The sequence below is a fragment of the Tistlia consotensis USBA 355 genome, assembly GCF_900177295.1.
In the GTDB taxonomy this organism is placed as follows: Bacteria; Pseudomonadota; Alphaproteobacteria; order Kiloniellales; family DSM-21159; genus Tistlia; species Tistlia consotensis.
Map to the genome: position 1 here is coordinate 65167 of NZ_FWZX01000030.1, position 21129 is coordinate 86295.

Consider the following 21129-nt stretch of genomic DNA (forward strand, 5'->3'; position numbering starts at 1 on the left):
CTTCGAGGATCCGCCTCAAGCCGCCACGACGGTCACGGCATGGCGACCGTGCGCCCTCGCCGGTGGGACAGCATCCGGCCGGTGGCGTCACCGCTGGCGTCGGGGCGGCAGCGAGGATGGCTCGCCGGCCAGCAACGGCGCCCGGGCGGCGATCTCCTTGCCCATGAAGTCCAGGAAGGCCCGCACGCGCGCCGTGCGGCGCAGGTCGGGGTGGGTCAGCAGCCAGAGCTCGCTGTCGAGGCCGGTGACGGGATCGCCGAGCCGGGTCAGCGTCGGGTCGGGGTCGGCCAGGTAGCAGGGCAGCACGGCGACGCCGAGGCCGACAGCCACGGCGGCGCGGATCGCCAGCAGGCTGTCGAGGCGCAACACCACCAGCGGCGCCAGCCCCTCGGCCTCCAGCCAGTCCTCCAGCGCCGGGAAATGAAGGCCCGGGTCGGGCCCGATCCAGTCGAGTGACCGAAGGTCAGTGGACTCCTGCGCGGAGTCGCGTGCGGCGTAGACCGCCTCGGCGATGCGGCCCAGGCGGCGGCCGACCAGACGCTCCGGTGGCCGATCCGAGGGGCGGAGCGCGACGTCGGCCTCGCGCTTCGTCAGGTCAGCACGGGAGTTGGAAGCGACCAGCTCCAGGACGATCTCCGGGAAGGCCGCGCGGAAGGCCGGGAGCAGCGGCAGCAGCAGGCCGTGCAGCAGCGTGTCGGTCGTGGTCACCCGCAGAGGGCCGGCGGGCCTGAGGTCGCGGCCGGCGATCCGCCGCTCGGCCGCCGCCACGGCGCCTTGGACCCGGCGCGCCGCCGCGAGCAGCTCCTCGCCGGCCGGGGTCGGCGCATAGCCGTCCCGCGCCCGCTCGAAGAGCCGCACGCCGAGCCGGCTCTCCAGGGCGCCGAGCCGACGGAACACCGTGGCGTGGCTGACCGCCAGGCGCCGCCCGGCGCCCGACAGCGAGCCCGCCTCTCCGATCGCCAGCACGATCCGCAGGTCGTCCCAGTCCATGAGTTGTCCGTTCTTGCAAAGATTATCGGCAATCTTAAGGAATCACCGTCCGCGGATCGACAGGCCAATCTGCCGGACGGAACCATGGACCCGCAGAACCGCGTCCCCCAGGAGAAGACCGCCATGCACAGCCTCGTCGTGCTCGCCCACCCCGAGCCGCGGTCCTTCAACGGCCGGCTGGCCCGGGCCGCCCGGGAGACGCTGGAAGCCGGCGGCTACACGACCCGGCTTCTCGACCTCTACGGCGAGGGCTTCGACCCGCGCGAGGCCCCGGAGCACTATCCGGCGCGGCGCGATCCCGGCCGCTTCAGCGCCATGAGCGCGCAGCGCCGGGCCGCCGAGACCGGCCGCCTGCCGCCCGATGTCGCCCGGGCGATCGGCTGGCTGGAGCAGAGCGACCTGGTGGTCTTCCAGTGTCCGCTCTGGTGGTTCTCGCTGCCGGCGATGCTCAAGGGCTGGCTCGACCGGGTCTTCGCCTACGGCGCCGTCTACGACAGCCGGATGCGCTATGACCGCGGCCGCTTCCGGGGCAGGCGGGCCCTCGTCTCGATCACCACCGGCGGGCCGGCGGCGAGCCACGGCCCCGACGGCCGCCAGGGCGACCTCGACCTGCTGCTCTGGCCGCTGCACTTCAGCCTGCACTACGTCGGCTTCTCGGTGCTGCCGCCCTGGCGTTCCTTCGCCGTGGAGGGCGGCCGCTTCGGCGCCGATCCGGAGGCCCACCGCCGCCACCTCGCGGCCTGCGAGGCCGGTCTGCGCCGCCACCTCGCCGGGCTCGATGCGCTGCAGCCCCTGCCCTTCAACGGCTGGGACGACTGGGACGCCGAGGGCCGGCTGAAGTCCGGAGCGCCGAGCCACGGCCCCTTCATGCGCCATCTGCCGGAGACGGCCGCGTCCGGCTGATCCGCACGGTCGCGATATTTTTCCGCTCACGATAATTTCTCTATATATTCTCTATAAATTATCGATCAGACATGCCCCCGAGACCCGAGGGTGGCGTGCAGGGCGGAGAGTGGGCATGGCGAGCAGGAAGGCGGGACCGGCAACGGCGGAGGCAGCCGGGGCACCCGGCGCGGCGCTCTACGGGCCGATCGTCTCCTCGGCGCATCTCGCCGCCGGCGGCTCGCCGGCGCTGTCGGAGGCGGAGTTCGGCCTGATCCTCTCGATCCGCGCCTTCGAGCGCTGGGTCGTGCGCTGCATGGCCGCCGCGGGCGAGCCGAACCTCTCGCCGCTCGAGGTCATCATGCTGAACGTCGTGCGCCACCGCGACCGGCCGAAGCCGGCGGCCGACATTGCGCTGATCCTCGACATCGAGGAGGCGCACGTCGCCGCCTATGCCCTGAAGAAGCTGCAGAAGGCCGGCCTCGTCGCGATCCGGCGCAACGGCAAGGAGAAGCTGGTCGAGGCGACCGAGCGCGGCATCGCCGCCTGCGAGCGCTACGCCGCGGTGCGCGAGCAGCTGCTGGTCAAGGGCCTGCGCTCCTCCGGCCCCTCCGAGGCGACGCTCTCGGAGGTCGGCGAGGCGCTGCGCGCGCTCTCCGGCTACTACAACCAGGCGGCCCGCTCCGCCGCCACGATCTGACCCCCAGACCCCAGACCCGAGGAGAGAGCGTCCCTTGGCAGAGCCCCTCGTAGAGCTCGAGACCGACGTCCTGGTCGTCGGCTCCGGCGCCGCCGGCATGGCGGCCGCGCTGTCGGCCGCCGAGGCCGGCGCCCGCGTGCTGCTGGCCGACCGCAGCCTGGTCGGGCGCAGCGGCGCCACCGTGATGGCGCAGATGACCGTGGCAGTGGCGCTCGGCTCGGAGCAGCCCGACCACTGGGAGCACCACCTGGCCGACACGATCGCCGCCGGCCGCGGCCTCTGCGACGCCGACCTCGCGGAGATCGTCTGCCGCGAGGGGCCGGAGGAGATCCGCCGGCTCGACGGCTGGAAGGTCGGCTGGGCGCGCCACGAGGACGGGCGGATCCGCCAGGCCCAGGCGCCGGGCCACGACCGGCCGCGCTGCGTCTACGTCGACTTCCTCTCGACCGGCCCGGCGGTCGCCAAGACCCTGCGCGGCCGGGTGCTGCGCCAGGAGACGGTGACCCGCGTCGGCGACCTCTACGTCGCCGACCTGCCGGTGCGGGACGGGACCGTGCGCGGCGCCGTCGGCTTCTCGATGGCCGACGGCCGGCCGGTCGCGATCGCGGCCGGCGCCGTCGTGCTGGCGACCGGGGGCCTCACCCGGCTCTACCGGCGCAACAGCGCCTCGGCCAACATGGGCGGCGACGGCCACGCCCTGGCGCTGCGCGCCGGCGCCGAGCTGATGGACATGGAGTTCGTCCAGTTCTTCCCGATCGGCCACCTGGCGCCGCGCCTGGTCGGCATGGACCCGATCATGTGGGACCCCTTCCGCTACAAGCTCGGCGGGCGCCTCCTCAATGCCGAGGGCCGCGAGTTCGTCAACGACTACGGCAACGAAGAGGGCGCGGTCTACAACGTCACCCGGGACAAGGCGACCCACGCGATCCTGAGCGAGGTCCAGGCGGGCCGAGGCTCGCCGGCCGGCGGCGCCTTCCTCAGCTTCGAGCACGTGCCCGAGGCCAGGCTGCGCGAGGCCTTCGGGCCGGTCATCGACCGCCTGGCGAAGAACGGCATCGACCTGACCCGGATGGCGGTCGAGGTCGCGCCGATCGCCCACTACCACATGGGCGGCGTGCGCGTGGACGCCGCGATGGAGACGCGCGTCCCCGGCCTCTTCGTCGCCGGCGAGACCGTCGCCGGCGCCAACGGCGCCAACCGCCTGTCGGGCAACGCGATCACCGAGGCCCTGGTCTTCGGCCGCCGCGCCGGCGAGAGCGCCGCGCGCAGGGCCGAGGCGGCGGGGCGTGCCAGGCCTGCCGGCAGCGAGACTCTCGAGCTGATCCGCGGCAGCAGCCCGGCGGCCGAGCTCAACCTCGCCGGCGCGATCGCGGAGCTGCAGGCCCTGATGGCCGAGCAGGTCGGCCCCTTCCGCACCGCCGAGGGCCTGGAGCAGGCGCTGGCCGGGATCGCCGCGCTGCGCCGGGCGCTGGGCGAGCGGCCGCCGGGCGCCCCCGGCCCCTACGACCTGGGCCGCCTCGACTGGTTCGACCTGCGCTCGATGCTGCTGGTCGCCGAGGCGGTCACGACCGCCGCCCTGGCGCGCCGGGAGAGCCGCGGCGCCCACCAGCGCGACGACTTCCCCCTGATGGACGACGCGGCCTGGCGGCTGCACCAGACACTGTCCCTGAAGGACGGCGCGCTGGCGCTCGGCAGGGCGCCCGTCCAGGCCCCGCGGGCCGCCGACATCGAGGAGGTCGCCTGATGACGGCGCCGGCCGAGACCCCCACCGCCCGCCTGGTCGTGCATCGCACGGGCCGCGAGGAGGCGAGCCGCTACGAGGTGCCCTACACGCCCGGCCAGTCGGTGCTCGACGGGCTGCGCTACGTCCGCGCCAACCTCGACCCGAGCCTGGCGATCCGCCACTCCTGCATCAACGCGAACACCTGCAAGGAATGCATGATCCGGATCGACGGCACGGTCGGCTACGCCTGCACGGCGCGCCTGGAGCCGCGCGAGATGGAGCTGCGCCCGCTGCCCAACAAGACCGGGCTGCGCGACTTGGTGACCGAGATCGGCCCGCCGGACGAGCGCCTGGACCACGCCGTCGCGCGCAGCGGCGGCGGCGGGCGCGAGGACTGAGCGGCCGGCCGGGCAGCAGACGACCGATTTTTGCCGACCTGCCGGCGCCGCCGCTCGCCTAGATTGCCGGCCTGCGGCAGGCAACGACGAAGGGGCGAGGATCGTGGGTTCGGAGAAGCGGGGGCTGGTCGAGCGGCTGTTCGGCAACGCCTACCTGCTGCTGGTGCTGACCACCATGGCCTGGGGCGGCAATGCCGTGGCCAGCCGCTTCGCGGTCGGCGCGGTCTCGCCGATGGCGCTGACCGCCATGCGCTGGCTCGGCGTGGTGATCCTGCTGGCGCTCTTCGCCCGGCGCGAGATCCGCGAGGCCTGGCCGCAGCTGCGCCCGCGCCTCGGCACCCTGGCCCTGCTCGGCGCCTGCGGCTTCACCGGCTTCAACGCGCTCTACTACGTCGCGGCGCATTCCACGACGGCGATCAACATCGGCATCCTGCAGGGCGCGATCCCGATCTTCGTGCTGCTCGGCGCCTATCTGCTCGACCGCGCGCCGGTGACCGCGCTGCAGAGCTTCGGCGTGCTGCTGACCCTGATCGGCGTCGCCGTCGTGACCTCCGGCGGCAGCCTCGCGCGCCTGGCGACGCTCAGCCTCAACCAGGGCGACCTGATCATGCTGGGCGCCTGCGCGCTCTATGCCGGCTACACCCTGGGCCTCAGGCGGCGGCCGGCGGTCTCGGCGCTGGCCAGCTTCTCGGTGCTCGCGCTCTCCGCCTGCCTCGCGGCCCTGCCGCTCGCCGCGATCGAGGCCGCGGCCGGCTCGTTCCAGTGGCCGAGCCCGCGCGGCTGGCTCGTGCTGGCCTACGTCGTGCTCTTCCCCTCGTTCCTGTCGCAGCTCTCCTTCATGCAGGGGGTCAAGCTGATCGGCCCGGCCCGCGCCGGCGTGTTCGTCAACCTGGTGCCGATCTGGGCGGCGCTCTTCTCGGTGCTGCTGCTCGGCGAGGACTTCGCGCTCTACCACGGCGCCGCGCTGGTCCTGGTGCTGGGCGGCATCTGGATCGCCGAGCACGCCAAGAAGCGGCAAGTGGACCGGGCGGTCCGCTAGGCACGGCGAAACGGACCGGGCGGTCCGCCGGCGCTCACCCGCACGCCAGGTAGCCGGCCAGCCCTTCGGCCAGGCCGTCGAAGACGGCGCGGCAGCGCGGCGTGCCGCGCAGGTCCTCGTGCATGACCAGCCAGACGCCGAGCCCGGGGGCGAAGGCTTCGGGCAGCAGCCGGACCAGGTCCGGCCCGCGCCGGCCGAGCGGAACCTGGCAGGCGCCGATGCCGAAGCCGGCGCGGATCGCCGCCAGCTGGGCGAGATCGCTGTCGCTGCGCAGGGCAAAGTCGTAGCCCTCGAAGCCGGGGACAAGGCGCAGCAGCGCGCGGATCGCCGGCGTCTCGCGGTCGAAGCCGATCAGGCTGTGGCCCGCGAGGTCCTCGATCCGCTCCGGGACACCATGGCGCTCCAGGTAGTCGCGGCGGGCGAAGAGGCCGAGCGCGACCGTGCCGAGGCGGCGCGCGACCAGCGCCTGCTGGCTCGGCTCGACCATGCGCACGGCGACGTCGGCGTCGCGGCGCAGCAGGTTCTCGACGGCGTTCGACAGCGCCAGCTCGACGACCAGGCCGGGATGACGCTCGCGCAGGCCGGCCAGGATCGGCGGCAGGACCTCGGCGCCGACGACCTCGCTGGCGCTGATCCGGACCCGGCCGCTGACGGCGCCCGGGTCGGCCGAGGCGGCACGCAGCAGGGCCGCGGCGGTCGCCGCCAGGGTCTCGGCATAGGGCCTCAGCTCCAGGGCCGCCGCGGTCGGCGAGAGGCCGCTGCGCGAGCGCAGGAACAGCTCGCAGCCGACCGTCCGCTCGAGCGCTGCGACGTGGCGGGTCACGGTCGGCTGGGTCAGGTCGAGCGCGCGGGCGGCGGCCGACAGGGAGCCGGCCCGCAGCACGGCGACGAAGGTCCGGTAGAGATCCCAGCTCGGCTCGGCTCGCTTCATCTTTTTTAGTATAGATAGGCAACTCTTTTCTACAATTCCGTTCATGACCCGACGATGCCATCTGCCCGTCATCGACAGGCGAGGAGCAGGGTCATGACGAACGGAGGGACGGCATTGGTGCTGGGCGCGACCGGCGGCGTCGGCGGCGAGGTCGCCCGGCGGCTGCAGGCCCGCGGCTGGCGGGTGCGGGCGCTGCACCGCGGCGCGGCAGGGCCGGAGCGCTTCGACTGGGTGCGGGGCGACGCGCTCCGGGCGAGCGAGGTGGCCGCCGCCGCCGAGGGCGCGAGCCTGATCGTCCATGCGGTCAACCCGCCGGGCTACCGGCGCTGGGCAGAGCTGGTGCTGCCGATGCTCGACTCGACCATCGCGGCGGCCCGGGCGAGCGGCGCCCGCATCCTGCTGCCCGGCACGCTCTACAACTACGGGCCCGACGCCCTGCCGGAGCCCGGCGAGGACGCGCCGCAGCACCCGCTGACCCGCAAGGGCCGGATCCGCGCCGAGATGGAGCGCCGCCTGGAGGCGGCGGCCGCGGCCGGCACGCCGGTGCTGATCCTGCGCGCCGGCGACTACTTCGGCCCGCGCGCCGGCAACAACTGGTTCGCCCAGGCCCTGGTCAAGCCGGGCCGGCCGCTGCGCTCGGTCACCAACCCGGGGGCGCCGGGCGTCGGCCACCTCTGGGCCTACCTGCCGGACGTCGCCGAGACCATGGTGCGGCTCGTCGAGCGGGCGCCGGCGCTGCCGGCCTTCGCACGCTTCCACATGGCCGGGCACTGGGACGCCGACGGCACCGAGATGGCCGCGGCGATCCGCCGGGCGAGCGGCCGCCCGGAGCTGCCGGTGCGCGCCCTGCCCTGGCGGCTGATCGCGCTCGCCGCCCCCCTGGTCCCGCTGTTCCGGGAGCTCTCGGAGGTGCGCTACCTCTGGCGCCAGCCGGTGCGCCTGGGCAACGCCCGCCTGCTGGCGGCTCTCGGCAGCGAGCCGCACACGCCGCTCGACGAGGCCGTGCGCGCGACCCTCGCCGGCCTCGGCTGCCTGCCGGCCGGCTAGGGTCGGAACCGGTCCCCGCCGATCGCCTCGGCCAGGGCGCCGGCGTCGCGGGCGGCCAGCGCCAGGACGTGGCCGAGGGCGGCGGCCTGGCTCTCGGCGGAAGCCCGGCCCGCGGGCGCGGCCGGAACCTCGGCCTCCTCCCGGGCCAGCGCGGTCAGCGGCGCCAGCCGGGCCTTCAGCGCCGCCCCGGCGAGCGCCGGGTTGCCGGCCCGCCGGGCCGCGAGCAGCAGGCGGACGGCGAAGCCGCAGGACAGGCCGAAGCGGCCCGCGGCGCGCACCAGCTCGGCCAGGGCGGCGCGGTCGACGCGCTCCCAGCGCGCGCTGTCGGGCAGCCGGAAGAGCCGGCGCTGCAGGGCTCGCGCCTCGGCCTGCAGGGCCGAGCAGCCGGCCTCGTCGCCGGCCTCGGCCGCAGCCAGCGCGGCCGCCGAGCGGGCGAGCAGGCGGCGCGCCAGCACCGCGGCCTCTCGGTCCGAATGGCCGGGCAGCAGGAAGCGCGCGACCGCGACGGCGACGAGTCCGCCGAGGCCGATCTCCAGCACGCGCAGCAGCGCGGCGCCGAGCGCGCCTTCGCCCCGGGTGCCGGCCGAGAGCACGATGATCGCGGCGATCGGCGCGGTGCGCCAGGCCTCGCGCCAGGCCAGCAGCAGGCCGAGCGGCAGCAGCGCCGCGCCGAGCAGCAGCAGGTCGCTCCAGGGGCCGGCGAAGAAGGGGACCTGCCCGGCAAGCGCGGCGAGGCAGGCGATGCCGGCACCGAGCAGCGTGCCGACCAGCCGGTCGGCGCCGGCCTGCAGCGCCGCGCCGGGCTGCGGCCGCGAGACGATGACCGCGCTGAGCGCCGCCCAGTAGCCTTCCGGCAGGCCGGCCAGGGTCGAGAGCCCGTAGGCCAGCAGCGCCGCCGCGACGAGGCGCAGGGCCGGCAGCAGCTGGCGCCGGTCAAGCGCCGGCATCGCGCGGCTCCTCGCCGTCCCGGGCCGCCAGCGCCTCGGCGACCCGCTCGATGAGATCGCCGGCGATGCCGAGCAGGCGCTGCTCGGCCGGGCTCAGCGTCGCCAGGGCGGCGGCCAGGCGCCGGTGCCGCGCGGCGAGGCTGTCGGCGAGCGCGGTCCCGCCCCGTGCGGTCAGCACCAGGAGGCTCTGGCGCCGGTCGGACGGGTCGCCGCGGCGCTCGATCAGCCCCTCCTCCGCCAGCCCCGCGAGCAGGCGCGTCAGGGACTGCGGCCGGACCCGCAGCTGCGCGGCGATCCGGGCCGGCGGCTGCGGCCCGTCGCGCTGCAGCAGGCCCAGGATCAGCAGCCGGGAGCCGCCGAGATCGCCGTCGGCCCTGCCGAGGCGAAGCTGGCGCGCCAGGCGCCGGGCACCGCGATCCAGGGCCGCTGCCGGCTCGAGCAGTTCGTCGGAGAGGTCTGACATTGATAAGCTCTATCTTATCATTATTCGAAGGCACAAGCCCATTTCTGTGCTGATGGTGGAAGACAGAAGTACGCTCTGACTTCCTGTCTCTCTCGGCAATGGCCGCACCGCCCCCCGGACCGGCAGCGGGAATCGAGCCGCCGCCACAGCGTCTCCTTCTGGGGCGGCGCCGGCCGTGCTACCTCAGGAGCGAAGCCGGACCGGACGGACCAGAGAGAGGATCGCCTTCGATGATCAGCGAGATTGCTTCCAGGCTGCTCGAGGCGCGCCGCAAGGCGACGCCGCTGCACGACTTCCCCGGCCCCGTGCCGACCGACCTGGAGACCGCCTACGCGATCCAGGACGAGGTGCGCCGCCAGAGCGGTCGCGCGCTCGTCGGCTGGAAGGTCGCGATGATCCAGCCGCGGCTGCGCCAGCAGCTCGGCGGCGAGCGCCTGGCCGGCCCGCTGTTCGCCGACACGCTCTGGACCGCCGCCCCCGGCAAGCCGGTCGAGGTCGCGGTCTTCGAGGGCGGCGAGGCGGCGCTGGAGGCCGAGTTCGTGATCCGGCTCGGGCGCGACCTCTCGGCGGCGGACGGCCCCTTCACGCCGGAGAGCGTGGCCGATGCCGTGGCCAGCCTGCATGGCGGCGCGGAGATCGCCGCCAGCCCGATCGCGCCGATCATCAGCCTCGGCTCCGCGGCGATGATCGCCGACCTGGCGTTCAACGGCGGCGCCGTCGTCGGACCGGAGATTCCGGACTGGAGAAGCCAGCGGCTCGACGAGCTGGCGACGCGCATGACCATCGACGGCGAGGTCGTCGGCGAGGGCGATGCGGCCAACGTTCCCGGCGGGCCGCTCGGCGCCCTCGCCTTCCTGGCCGCGCACCTGACCGGCCGCGGCGAGACGCTGCGCAAGGGCCAGGTCGTCCTGACCGGCGCCACGACCGGCATGCATGCGATCACGCCGGGCCGCCGCGGCCTGGTCGAGTTCCACGGCGCCGGCGCCATCGAGGTCTCGGTCGGCGCCGTCGAGCCGGCGTAGCGGCGGCCGGACCCGCGTCCCGGCCTCGGCCGCGCAACGGCGCGGCCGGGCGGTCGTTCAGAGGGTCGGTTCCTGGCGTGTGGCGGCCGGGCGGTGCACCGCGGCCGGCCGCGGGTCCGCGCTCCGGCGGCCGGGCAGGCTGCAGATCAGCAGGAACAGGGCCAGCGGGGTCGCGCCGGCCGACCAGGCGACCAGGTGCACGGCGAAGGACAGCACGAAGGCGGGCAGCGACATGACCTGCAGCGTCGTCTCGGGCGCGACCGTCGCGGCACCGCCCAGCGCCTCGCCGAGCGGGAAGAAGCCGAAGGCGAGGGACGCGACGCAGAGCAGCGTCCAGGCGATCAGCAGAATGAGCCAGAGCGTGCGAAGCATCCCGCCACGGTAGCGCCTGTCCGCGGCCGATTGAATAGCTTCCGGCGCAGGCCGGTTCCGGGACCGCGCGGATCCCGGTGCCGGAGCGCGCCGGAACGGCCGCCTGGATCAGCCGGCGCGGACCTGTCGCAGGAAGCTGCCGACCTCCTGCTGCAGATCGGCCGAGCGGCGGCCCAGCTCGCCGGCCACCTCGAGCAGGTCGCGCGCCGCCTGGCCGGTCGCACCGGCAGCCTGGGAGACGCCGCCGATGCTCTGGTTGACGCGGTCGGTGCCCTGGGCCGCCTCGGCGATGTTGCGGGCGATCTCGCCGGCCGCGGCGTTCTGCTGCTCGGCCGCCGAGGCGATGGCGGTGATCGCCTCGTTGACGCGCCCGATCACCTTGCCGATCGACCCCATGGTGCCGCTGACCGCGGAGGCCTGGGACTGCACCGTCCCGATCTGGCCGACGATCTCCTCGGTCGCCCGGCGGGTCTGGTCGGCCAGGCTCTTGACCTCGCTGGCCACGACGGCGAAGCCCTTGCCGGCCTCGCCGGCCCGCGCCGCCTCGATGGTCGCGTTCAGCGCCAGCAGGTTGGTCTGCTCGGCGATCTCGGTGATCAGCTGGACGATGCCGCCGATCTGCCGGGTCGAGGCGGAGAGCCCCTCGACCTGGACCAGGCTGTCGCCGACCTCGCGCACCGCCTGCTCGGCGATCTGCCTCGAGCCGGCGGTCTGGCCGGCGATCTCGCGCACCGAGGCGTGCAGCTCCTCGGTCGCCGAGGCCACGGTCTGGACGTTGCCCGAGGTCTCGCCGGCCGCCAGGGTCACCGCCTCGGCCTCCGAAGAGGCCTGCTCGGCGGCGCTCGACATCCCCTGGGCGGAACTCTGGACCTGGCCCGCCGAGGCGGTGACCGCCTGGACGACCCCCAGCACGCTGCGCTCGAAGTCGTCGGCCAGCTTGTCCAGCGTCGCCCGGCGGTCGCGCTCGGCCGTCTCCGCGGCGGCCGCCTGCTCGCTCTCCAGGCGCCGGCGCTCCAGGCCGTTGGCCTTGAAGACCTCGACGGCGGCGGCCATCGAGCCGAGCTCGTCGGCGCGGCCGCGCTCCGGCACCTCGGTCTCGTAGGCGCCGTCGGCGAGCAGGCGCATCGCGGTCTCGATCCGGCGGATCGGCCGGACGATGCCGCGGGCGGTCAGCCAGCCGAGCAGACCGATGGCGAGCGCGCCGACCAGCACGGTGACGGCGGCGACGCGGAGCATGTGGTCGACCGGCGTCATGATCTCGGCGCTGTCCTTGCGCTCGATCGCCGCCCAGTGCTTGCCGAAGACGTCGAGCGGCGTGAAGGCCTCGAGGCGGCCGCCCTCGAACTGCGTGCCGGACTCGCCGGCCAGCGCCCGCCCGGCCGCGGTGCCGCCGTCGCGCTCCGAGAGGATCGTGGAGGCCTTGGCGAAACGACGGTCGTTGCGCAGCAGGCGGTCCGGGCCGACCAGCACCACCTCGCCCGTCTCGCCCAGACCGGTCTTCTCGCCGGCGACCGCGTTCAGGCGGTCGATCGGCATCTGGAAGGCCAGCACGCCGACGACCTGTCCCGCACCGTCGGTCACCTGGCGGGCGACGAAGGCGGCCGGCACGCCGTTCGACGGCGCGTAGGCCGCGAAGTCGGCGAACTGCAGGCCGGGGGCCGCCAGGGCGGCACGGTAGACCGCCCCGAGCCCGGTCTCGCGCCACTTGCCGGACAGCAGGTTGGTCGCGAAGTCGCGCTCCTTGAACACCGTGTAGAGCAGGTCGCCCTTGGTATCGAACAGGAAGACGTCGTAGTAGCCGCGGGTCTGCTGCAGCCGGCGGTACCAGACGTGGCGCAGGGCATGGGTGCGGCCGTAGAGCGTGTCCGGAGCGGCGTCCAGCAGCTTGTCCTTCTCGCCGGCCGGATGCGGGTTGTCGTCGACGTAGATGCGCTGCAGCTCGGTGGTCGGATCCTCGCCGAGCGCGGCCCAGGCCTCGCTGAAGGCGGCGATCGTCTCGGCCGTGTAGGGCGCTGCCGCGACGAGCTCGAGGTCCTCGGCGATCGAGGTCAGATAGCTCTCGATCCGGCCGGCGCGGGCCTCGACGAGCAGACGTTCCTCGTGCTCGGCGCCCGCCAGCAGCGACTGCTCGGCCTGCTGCGTCAGCACGGCGGAGACCAGCACGGCGGCGGCGGTCGACAGCAGGATGAACAGAGCCGGCAGCTTGAATGCCAGGGACAGCGACTTGATTGCCTTCACGGGGCCTTTCCTCCTGAAAAGCAGTGCACCTGCAAGACAGGCACCGCGGACCAAGGACCCGCCTCGTTTACGGCTCCGGGCCGGTTCCGTCAGGCTGTCCCTTCGGCAGGCCGGCGGGTCGAAACGGACAGGTGCCTATCCAGACGGTCAGGTCCGGACAAGCAAAGGGGCCGCCGGGAGCGGTTGCCCCGGCGGCCCCGTCGCGAAGCCGTCGTCGTCCGGCGGCCCTCGGGGCCGCCGCTGTCTCAGGCCGAAGCCGGCGTCAGGCCAGCTCGACCGATTCGGCCATCGGGCCCTTGTCGCCCATACGGGTGGTCACGCGCACCCGCTGGTCCGGCTCCAGGGTCATGATGTGGTTGCGCTGCAGCACGCGTGCCGAGACGAACACGTCCTTGCCGCCGTCGTCCGGCACGATGAAGCCGAAGCCCTTCTCCTGATTGAAGAACTTCACCGTGCCCTCGACCGGGTCCGAGACCGGCCCGAGGTCGCGCGAGCCGCCGCCGAAGCCGCCGCGATCCCGATCGCCGTAGCCGCCGCCACCGAAACCGCCGCCGCCGTAGCCGCCCCGGTCCCGGTCGCCGTAGCCACCGCCGCCGCCGAAGCCGCCGCGATCCCGGTCGCCGTAGCCGCCGCCACCACCGAAGCCGCCGCGATCACCGAAGCCGCCACCGCCGAAGCCGCCCGGACGCGGCCGGCGGGCACCGGCCGGCGGTGCGTCGGGGATCGACTCGATCGAGCTGATCGACTGGACCTGCAGACCCTTGCGTCCGGGGGCGACGTCGCAGATCAGCTCGGTGCCTTCGGGCAGCGTCGCATGACCGTGCGGCTGCAGCACCGAGACATGCAGGAAGGCATCCGGCGACCCGTCGTCGAGCCGGACGAAGCCAAAGCCCTTCGTGGCGTTGAACCACTTGACCACGGCCTTGACGTCGGTGCGGGCGTCGTCGCCCGACCCGGAGAAACTGTTCATCACTGAGTGGAGACTCCAAACTCTGGTTGGATCTGCGGCACCATTCGATCCGGATGCGCCGCGTCAGTTGCCGTGTCGGAGCCCAACACACACGAGGCCTGCATCGGCCGGAAACCGGTCTCAAGAGGAGTCGGACGGACTGCGACCACGGTTACGATGGATACCCGACGGCGACATGACAACTTAACTATAGCCCAAAGTGGCGACCGAATCGACGGGAATCCTTGTATCCGGCGTGTCAACGACCCATGACGCGCCGGCGACCGACGGTGCCGGGCTGCGTCATCCGGCCGCGGCGGCTGAGATCGAGGTCGGCGAGCTCGGCGAGCGCCTGATGGGCCGGCACTTCCTGGGCCGACAGCCGGAACGCCAGGCCGTGGAACTCGGGCCCGATCTTGACGTAGCGGGTCTGCCCGGCGGCCAGCGTGAAGGCCACCACGGTCTCGGGGTCGCCGGTCGAGAAAACCTCGTAGCCGCCCGGCTTGGCGTCGCGCACGAAGGCGTCGCCCATCCCTGCCGTGCCGACCCGCTTGCCGTTGACGATCAGGTCCGGATGCAGGCCCTGCAGGAAGGGGATCGCCTGCCGGTAGAAGACGATCCGCGCGAGACCGGGCGGGGGGGCGGCGTCGAGCCGGGCGGTCAGTTCGTCGTCCGGCGGCGGCCCTGCCGCCGGACGCTCGGCAGCCGGCGTCACGCAGCCCGCGAGCGACAGGGCGGCAAGCGCCAGGAGCGACAGCAGGACGGCGGACCGCATGGCTTGCGCGCGGTATCCCAGGAGGGCGGAACGGCAGCCCTCCTTGTATCAGCTCGATCGGCGCCGCGTCACCCGCCGGACCGCGCCGAGGACCGGCAGGCGGCCTCCGATCTTGCTGAAGCCACGGCCGGTCAGTATATATTGCGCCGCACAATCCATCTTCGCCCCCGACGAGTGCGCCTGCGGGCGCAGGGCAGCTCCAGGACAGGATGATGAACGAAGGCTACTACCTCGAGGATCTCGAGATCGGCATGTCTGCGAGCTTCTCGAAGACGGTGACCGATGCGGACATCGTGCTGTTCGCCGGTGTGTCCGGAGACATGAACCCGGTGCATCTGAGCCAGGAGTTTGCCGAGCAGACGATGTTCAAGGGGCGCATCGCCCACGGCATGCTGTCGGCCGGCTTCATCTCCGCGGCCTTCGGCACCCGGCTGCCCGGCCCGGGCTGCATCTACCTCAGCCAGAGCCTGCGCTTCCGCGCGCCGGTCAAGGTCGGCGACACCGTCACCGCCAAGGTCACGGTCAAGGCCATGGACATGGAGCGCCGGCGCGTCACCTTCGACACGGTCTGCACGGTGCGCGACCGCGTCGTGGTCGACGGCGAGGCCCTGCTGATGGTCGCCAGCCGCGCCGAGGCGACCCAGGCAGCCGAATAGCCCGGCTCGCCTTCGAAGCCGCCTCCGGCCCGCTCCTCCGGCGGCGGTCGCCGCCCTGGGCCGGGACAGCGCGCGGGCTTGACCGCACGACCCGCGACAGCGTAAGGCCGTCGGCGCGGCGGCTGGGCCGGCGCCATCGCTCGGGTGGGGAGCCTTTCTCGAATGTTGCCGCGCACCCTGGGGCTTGCCGCCTTCGTCGTCCTGCTCGACCAGTTGAGCAAGTGGTTCATCCTGGCCGTCGTCATGGCGCCGCCGCGGGCGATCGAGGTCACCGGCTTCTTCAACATCGTCCTGGCCTTCAACCGTGGCGTCTCGTTCGGCATGCTGTCCGGCCACGGCGGCTGGAAGCCCTACCTGCTGGCCGCCCTCGCCCTGGCCGTCGTCGCCGGGCTGCTCTACTGGGTGCGCCGCCAGGGCGGCTGGGCGCCGGCGGTCTCGGTCGGCCTGATCGTCGGCGGCGCCATCGGCAACATCGTCGACCGCTTCGTGCACGGTGCCGTCGTCGACTTCCTGGACTTCCATCTCGCCGACTGGCACTGGCCCGCATTCAACCTCGCCGACAGCGCGATCTTCTGCGGCGTCATTTTGCTCCTCGCCGACTCCTTGTTCGGATCGTCGCACGACGATACATAGGTCGGCCAGGGAGGGACCAGACCATGATGCGCCGCCTAGCGCTGATCACCATCATCGGAGCCGCCGTCGGACTGTCGGGCTGCGAGAACGTCCGCCAGCAGTTCGGCCTGTCGAAGACCGCGCCCGACGAGTTCAAGGTCGTCTCGCGCGCACCGCTGACCGTGCCGCCGAACTTCGCGCTGCGGCCGCCGGAGCCGGGCGCGACGCGGCCCCAGGAGGGCACGACGCGCGACCAGGCGCGCCAGACCGTGTTCCGCATCTCCGACAACAAGCAGCAGAGCGTCGACGCGGTGATCCCGGACGACGGCCGCTCCAAGGGCGAACGCGCGCTGCTGATGGAGGCCGGCGTCGAGAAGGCCGATCCGAAGATCCGCCAGCTCGTCAACGAGGAGACCAACCAGATCGACGAGGCCAGCAAGAGCCTGATCGACGAGCTGGTGTTCTGGCGCAAGGACGAGCCGCCCGGCGAGGTCATCAACGCCGGCGAGGAAAGCCGTCGCCTGCGCGAGGCCCAGGCGCTGGGCGAGCCGGTCACCGGCAAGGACGCGCCGATCATCGAGCGCCGCCAGAAGGGCCTGCTCGAAGGCATCTTCTAGGCGTCCCCGGGGACCGGCGCCGCAGCGGCAGCCGGTCGCGGGGCGACGGCCGGGGCTTTTCCCCCGGGGCTGCAGGCCCAATATGAGGCTCGGTTCCGGGCGACTGCGCGGTCGTCCGGCGGAGGAGTCCATCCCTAGCCGGAGCAACGCCTTGCGCCTGACGCCTCGCCCGCTCTTCGTCGCCTTCGCGCTCTTCGCCGTCGCCCTGGCAGGCCTGCCGCCGCGGCCCGCCGACGCCAAGGTCTTCTCGCCGACCGTCTACACCCTCGACAACGGGCTCGAGGTGGTGGTGGTGACCAACCGGCGGGCCCCGGTCGTCACCCAGATGGTCTGGTACAAGGTCGGCTCGGCCGACGAGCCGCGCGGCAAGTCGGGCATCGCCCACTTCCTCGAGCACCTGATGTTCAAGGGCACCAAGGAGCACGGGCCCGGCCAGTTCTCGGCGATCGTCGCGCGCAACGGCGGCAGCGAGAACGCCTTCACGACCTACGACTACACTGCCTTCTTCCAGACCGTCGCCAAGGACCGGCTACCGCTGGTCATGGAGCTCGAGGCCGATCGCATGGCCAACCTGCAGCTGACCGACAAGGTCGTGCTGCCGGAGCGCGACGTGATCCTGGAGGAGCGGCGCATGCGCATCGACAACGACCCCGGCTCCCAGCTCGCCGAGGCGGCCCGCGCCGACCTCTGGGTGCACCATCCCTACGGCCGGCCGATCATCGGCTGGGAGAACGAGATGGCGACGCTGACGACCCGGGACGCGCTCGACTTCTACGGCCGCTGGTACGCGCCGAACAACGCCGTGCTGGTCGTCTCCGGCGACGTCGATCCGGCCGAGGTCAGGAAGCTGGCCGAGAAGTACTACGGCCCGCTCCCGCGCAAGGACGTGCCGCCGCGCGACCGCGTCCAGGAGCCGCGGCACTGGGCCGGCAGCCGGGTCGAGCTGACCAGCGCCGAGGCCGGCCGGCCCTCGATCTCGGTGACCTACCGCGCCCCGAGCTACCATACCGCAGAGCCCAGGGAGCGCGCCTACGCCCTGGAGGTGCTGAGCGAGATCCTCGACGGCTCGGTCGGCCGGCTCTACCGCGCGCTGGTCGTCGAGCAGCCGCTGGCCGCCGGCGCCGGCGCCGGCTACGACCCCGACGGCCTGGACGGCAGCAGCTTCGCCTTCTGGGCGACGCCGCGCCCGACCGTCGCGGTCGACAAGGTCGAGGCCGCCCTGCGTGCCCAGATCGCCACGCTGCTCGACAAGGGGGTCAGCGAGGACGAGGTCGCCAAGGCCAAGCAGCGGCTGATCGACCAGACCGTCTACGCCAACGATTCGGCCGGCTCTGCGGCGCACATCATCGGCAAGGCCCTGACCACGGGCAGCAGCGTCGCCGACGTCGAGGCCTGGCCGGACCGCATCCAGGCGGTCACCAAGGCCGAGGTCGAGGCGGCCGCCCGCGCGGTCCTCGACCCGGTCAACTCGGTGACCTCGGTGCTGCGCACCAAGCCGACCAGCTGAGCCTCTCCGCCCTTCCCGCCCCCGACCGCGAGGTCCCGCCGTGCCCGCCCTTCCGAGAGCCTTCCGCCCGACGCTGCTGCTGCTCCTGGCCCTGCCGGCGGCGCTGATCGCCCTGCCGGCGCGGGCCGTCGAGGTCCAGCGCGTCGTCTCGCCGGGCGGCATCACGGCCTGGCTGGTCCAGGACGACAGCAACCCGATGCTGTCCCTCGAGCTCGCCTTCCGCGGCGGCGCCGCGGCCGACCCGGCCGACAAGGCCGGACTGTCGCGCTTCGTCGCCTATCTGCTCGACGAGGGTGCCGGGAAGCTCGACAGCGAGGCCTTCCAGCAGGCACTGGCCGACAAGTCGATCCAGCTCTCCTTCGACGCCGGCCGCGACACCTTCCGGGCCTCGATGGCGACCCTGACGCGCAACCGCGACGAGGCGTTCCGGCTGCTCCGCCTGGCGCTCACCGAGCCGCACTTCGACCCCGAGCCGGTCGGCCGCCTGCGCGCCCAGTTGAAGGCACGCCTCGAATCCAAGTCGGAAGACCCCGATTCGATCGCCGGCCGCCAGCTCTGGGCGGCCCTGTTCCCCGACCATCCCTACGGCCGCTCGCCCGACGGCACCGCCGAGACCCTCGACCGCATCCAGGCACCCGACCTGAAGCGCTACGTCGAGCAGCGGCTGAGCCGCGACCGCCTGGTCATCGGCGTGTCGGGCGACATCGACGCCAAGGCGCTCGCCTCCCTGCTCGACGAGACCTTCGGTGCGCTGCCTGCGAGCGGCGAGACGCCGGCGGTGCCCGACGTGGAGCCGAGCACCAAGGGCGGCCTGATCGTCGTCAAGCGCGACCAGCCGCAGTCGACCGTCGCCTTCGCCGAGCCGGGCATCGCCCGCGACGATCCCGACTACTACGCCGCCTACGCCGTCAACTACGTGCTCGGCGGCGGCGGCTTCTCCTCGCGCCTGACCAAGCAGGTCCGCGTCAAGCGCGGCCTCGCCTACTCGGTCTATTCCTACCTGGCGCCGCTCGACCACGCCGCCCTGATCGTCGGCGGCCTCGGCACCCAGAACGCCCGCGTCGCCGAGAGCCTGGACATCGTCCGCCAGGAGTGGCGGCGCATGGGCGAGAGCGGGCCGACGGCCGAGGAGCTGGACGACGCCAAGACCTACCTGACCGGCTCCTTCCCGCTGCGCCTGTCGAGCACCGGCGACATCGCCTCGACCCTGGTCGGCATGCAGCTCGAGCACCTGGGCATCGACTACATCGACAGGCACGACGCGCTGATCGACGCCGTGACCCTGGAGCAGGCGAAGACGGTCGCCAAGCGCCTGTTCGACGCCGGAGAGCTGACGACCGTGGTGGTCGGCCAGCCGGCCAAGGTCGAGGCGACGCGCCCCTCGCCCCTGCCCCAGGGCTGATCCGGCGCGGTCCCGGCCGCCCCGCTCCCATACCCGTCTCCCGGAACCGCGTCGGCAGCCGCCGGCGCGGCGCGACCCTGCGCCCTGCAGCCGGCGATCAAGTCTTTCCGGCACACCGGACAGGCGCTGGCATCGCAAGATTACATCCGACACGAGAAGATTTTGATCGAAAGCATTTTAGTCGTTCTTGTCCGTCTCCGGCACACTATCCATCATGAATGGTCTCCATTCCTTTAAGTACACTCTTTAGGGGAATTCAAGATTTTCGATACATAGAAAATCGATTCATATACCCTTAATATATCAGACTATAGAGACGAGAGCCCGTTTCAATCATGCCATGGAGGCAAAAGGTGCTCTCAAGAATTGTCAGCTCGCTCGCCGTTCTCGGTACGGCCCTGCTGCTGCTCGCCGCTCCGGTCGCCGCCGGAACCCAGGGAACCCCGGACGAAGCCAAGGCGATGGCCGAGAAGGCCGCGGCCTTCCTCGAGGCCAACGGCCCCGAGAAGGCCTTCAAGGCCTTCACCGAGACCGACCAGTTCAAGGACCGCGACCTCTACGTCTTCGTCTACGACGCCAAGGGCGCCGCGGTCGCCCACGGCGCCAATCCGGCCCTGGTCGGCAAGAACCTGATGGAGCTGCGCGACCCGACGGGCAAGCAGTTCGTCAAGGACTTCGTCGCCGTGCAGGACGCCGGCTGGGTCGAGTACTCCTGGCAGAACCCGGTCAGCAAGAAGGTCGAGCCGAAGCGGTCCTGGATCATCCACACGAGCGGCGTCTGGCTCGGCGTCGGCGCCTACGTCCAGTGAGCCGATCCGGCGGGAGGCGGCGCCCCGCCGCCTCCCGCCGGCTTTCCAGGTGCAGCCCAGCCGGAGGACAAGAGCCCGTGAAAGCCGTCGCCAACGCCCCGATTCTCGTGAAGTCGCTGATCGCCCCGGCCCTCGCCGCCGTCATGATCGTCGCGATCGGCCTGGTCTTCCTGGCCACCTACCTGGACCTGCAGCGGCAGACCGAGGCGCAGGCGCGCATCTCTTCGATGCGCTCCGACCTGCAGCAGATGCTGCTGGCGCTGTCGGCAGCCCACCTGGAGACCCTGCAGGCAGCCAGCTGGAAGCAGAACGTCTCCGACGAGACGCTGATCGCCAAGGCGATCGCCGAGGCCAAGCAGGCGCTCGGGACGGCCCAGACGCTGCTCGAGCGGCAGACCGACCAGCAGGTCGTCGATCCGGCGAAGATGGCCGAGTTCGCCAAGCGCTTCGCCGCCTACAAGCCCGCCGCCACGGAAGCGCTCGACACGATCCCGGTCGACGCCTTCATCGCGCTGATGCTGATGAACGACAGCGGCGTCAAGCAGCGCGCCGCCGTCGAGGCCGGCAAGGACATCCTGGCCGACGTCACCGCGGCCGACGGCGCCATCGCGCGCCAGGTCGACCGCTCGCTGCGCAACACGCTGATCGCGGTCCTCGCGACGGCAGGCCTGGCGATCCTGCTGTCGCTGGGCGCGGCGGTGCTGCTGGGCCGGGCAATCTCGCGCCCGACGACGCGCCTCACCGCGGCGATGACGCGCCTCACCGAGGGCGACACCTCGGTCGCGATCGAGGGTACCGAGCGCCGGGACGAGCTCGGCCGCATGGCCAGCGCCGTCCAGGTCTTCAAGGAGAACATGATCCGCAACGTCGAGCTCAGCCGCCAGACCGCCCGGCAGCAGGAGGAGCGCGCCGCCCGCGCCGAGCGCCTGCAGCGCCTGACCGCCGGCTTCGACGACAAGGTGCGCAGCCTGCTCGAGGCCGTCGCCAGGGCCGCCGGCGGCATGAACCACACCTCCGGGCGCCTGACCGACACCGCCAATGCCGCCCACA

General features: G+C 72.8%; 22 protein-coding genes. 14 read left to right on the forward strand and 8 right to left on the reverse strand.

Going from position 1 to position 21129, the window contains the following annotated elements:
* Positions 1-87: 87 nt before the first annotated feature.
* Positions 88-990 (reverse strand): LysR family transcriptional regulator, encoded by a 903-nt coding sequence (locus tag B9O00_RS25965; protein ID WP_085125632.1) that lies wholly within the window; start codon positions 988-990, stop codon positions 88-90.
* A gap of 84 nt (positions 991-1074) precedes the next feature.
* On the opposite strand from B9O00_RS25965, the gene B9O00_RS25970 reads away from it, so the two are divergent.
* The 5 genes from B9O00_RS25970 (at position 1075) to B9O00_RS25990 (ending at position 5732) form a co-directional block, all read left to right on the forward strand.
* The gene (locus B9O00_RS25970; protein WP_200808666.1) at positions 1075-1893 is read left to right on the forward strand and encodes an NAD(P)H-dependent oxidoreductase; all 819 of its coding nucleotides are present in this window, start codon (positions 1075-1077) and stop codon (positions 1891-1893) included.
* A 115-nt stretch (positions 1894-2008) separates the two neighbouring features.
* Positions 2009-2572, forward strand: a complete 564-nt coding sequence (locus tag B9O00_RS25975) for a winged helix DNA-binding protein (RefSeq protein WP_085125633.1) — start codon at positions 2009-2011, stop codon at positions 2570-2572.
* Between the two features lie 34 nt (positions 2573-2606).
* A complete protein-coding gene (locus tag B9O00_RS25980) occupies positions 2607-4316 on the forward strand; it encodes an FAD-binding protein (RefSeq protein WP_235017201.1) in 1710 nt (569 codons plus the stop codon).
* Complete coding sequence (locus tag B9O00_RS25985) at positions 4316-4693, forward strand: 2Fe-2S iron-sulfur cluster-binding protein (RefSeq protein WP_085125634.1); 378 nt, start codon at positions 4316-4318, stop codon at positions 4691-4693. The genes B9O00_RS25980 and B9O00_RS25985 overlap by 1 nt, the downstream gene beginning before the upstream one ends.
* A gap of 103 nt (positions 4694-4796) precedes the next feature.
* Positions 4797-5732 carry a DMT family transporter gene (locus tag B9O00_RS25990; RefSeq protein ID WP_235017202.1) on the forward strand — a complete coding sequence of 312 codons (936 nt, stop codon included), beginning with the start codon at positions 4797-4799 and terminating at the stop codon, positions 5730-5732.
* Between the two features lie 34 nt (positions 5733-5766).
* Here B9O00_RS25990 and B9O00_RS25995 read toward each other — a convergent pair whose 3' ends face one another.
* Entirely contained in the window at positions 5767-6663 is an 897-nt protein-coding gene (locus B9O00_RS25995; RefSeq protein WP_085125635.1) for a LysR family transcriptional regulator, read from the reverse strand.
* Positions 6664-6756: 93 nt separating this feature from the next.
* Here B9O00_RS25995 and B9O00_RS26000 point away from each other — a divergent pair, with 93 nt between their 5' ends.
* Complete coding sequence (locus tag B9O00_RS26000) at positions 6757-7710, forward strand: NAD-dependent epimerase/dehydratase family protein (RefSeq protein WP_085125636.1); 954 nt, start codon at positions 6757-6759, stop codon at positions 7708-7710.
* Here the strand turns inward: B9O00_RS26000 and B9O00_RS26005 are convergent.
* Together B9O00_RS26005 and B9O00_RS26010 are read right to left on the reverse strand one after the other, a co-directional pair.
* On the reverse strand, positions 7707-8657 hold the full coding sequence (locus B9O00_RS26005) for an FUSC family protein (protein ID WP_085125637.1): 951 nt from the start codon (positions 8655-8657) through the stop codon (positions 7707-7709). The genes B9O00_RS26000 and B9O00_RS26005 overlap by 4 nt on opposite strands.
* The gene (locus tag B9O00_RS26010; protein WP_085125638.1) at positions 8644-9120 is read right to left on the reverse strand and encodes a MarR family winged helix-turn-helix transcriptional regulator; all 477 of its coding nucleotides are present in this window, start codon (positions 9118-9120) and stop codon (positions 8644-8646) included. The genes B9O00_RS26005 and B9O00_RS26010 overlap by 14 nt, the downstream gene beginning before the upstream one ends.
* A 230-nt stretch (positions 9121-9350) precedes the next feature.
* On the opposite strand from B9O00_RS26010, the gene B9O00_RS26015 reads away from it, so the two are divergent.
* The gene (locus tag B9O00_RS26015; protein WP_159460335.1) at positions 9351-10142 is read left to right on the forward strand and encodes a 2-keto-4-pentenoate hydratase; all 792 of its coding nucleotides are present in this window, start codon (positions 9351-9353) and stop codon (positions 10140-10142) included.
* 57 nt (positions 10143-10199) lie between these two features.
* Here the strand turns inward: B9O00_RS26015 and B9O00_RS26020 are convergent, their stop codons facing one another.
* The 4 genes from B9O00_RS26020 to B9O00_RS26035 form a co-directional block, all read right to left on the reverse strand.
* Entirely contained in the window at positions 10200-10514 is a 315-nt protein-coding gene (locus tag B9O00_RS26020; RefSeq protein WP_085125640.1) for a hypothetical protein, read from the reverse strand.
* Positions 10515-10622: 108 nt separating this feature from the next.
* Positions 10623-12752, reverse strand: coding sequence for a methyl-accepting chemotaxis protein (locus B9O00_RS26025; RefSeq protein ID WP_085125641.1), 2130 nt, complete (start codon positions 12750-12752; stop codon positions 10623-10625).
* 262 nt (positions 12753-13014) lie between these two features.
* The gene (locus tag B9O00_RS34195) at positions 13015-13722 is read right to left on the reverse strand and encodes a cold-shock protein (protein WP_085125642.1); all 708 of its coding nucleotides are present in this window, start codon (positions 13720-13722) and stop codon (positions 13015-13017) included.
* Between the two features lie 238 nt (positions 13723-13960).
* Positions 13961-14476: a hypothetical protein gene (locus B9O00_RS26035; protein WP_085125643.1), complete on the reverse strand. Its 516-nt coding sequence runs from the start codon at positions 14474-14476 to the stop codon at positions 13961-13963.
* A 212-nt stretch (positions 14477-14688) separates the two neighbouring features.
* On the opposite strand from B9O00_RS26035, the gene B9O00_RS26040 reads away from it, so the two are divergent.
* The 7 genes from B9O00_RS26040 to B9O00_RS26070 form a co-directional block, all read left to right on the forward strand.
* On the forward strand, positions 14689-15132 hold the full coding sequence (locus tag B9O00_RS26040; protein WP_085125644.1) for a MaoC family dehydratase: 444 nt from the start codon (positions 14689-14691) through the stop codon (positions 15130-15132).
* Between the two features lie 162 nt (positions 15133-15294).
* A complete protein-coding gene (lspA, locus tag B9O00_RS26045; RefSeq protein ID WP_085125645.1) occupies positions 15295-15765 on the forward strand; it encodes a signal peptidase II in 471 nt (156 codons plus the stop codon).
* A gap of 23 nt (positions 15766-15788) precedes the next feature.
* Positions 15789-16361: a DUF3035 domain-containing protein gene (locus B9O00_RS26050; RefSeq protein ID WP_085125646.1), complete on the forward strand. Its 573-nt coding sequence runs from the start codon at positions 15789-15791 to the stop codon at positions 16359-16361.
* A gap of 151 nt (positions 16362-16512) precedes the next feature.
* Complete coding sequence (locus B9O00_RS26055; protein WP_218822951.1) at positions 16513-17868, forward strand: M16 family metallopeptidase; 1356 nt, start codon at positions 16513-16515, stop codon at positions 17866-17868.
* A gap of 40 nt (positions 17869-17908) precedes the next feature.
* A complete protein-coding gene (locus B9O00_RS26060; protein WP_085125648.1) occupies positions 17909-19270 on the forward strand; it encodes a M16 family metallopeptidase in 1362 nt (453 codons plus the stop codon).
* Between the two features lie 353 nt (positions 19271-19623).
* Positions 19624-20079: a cache domain-containing protein gene (locus B9O00_RS26065; protein WP_200808668.1), complete on the forward strand. Its 456-nt coding sequence runs from the start codon at positions 19624-19626 to the stop codon at positions 20077-20079.
* Positions 20080-20156: 77 nt separating this feature from the next.
* Positions 20157-21129, forward strand: a 973-nt coding sequence (locus B9O00_RS26070) for a HAMP domain-containing protein (protein WP_143596348.1), incomplete at its 3' end; no start/stop codon positions are given.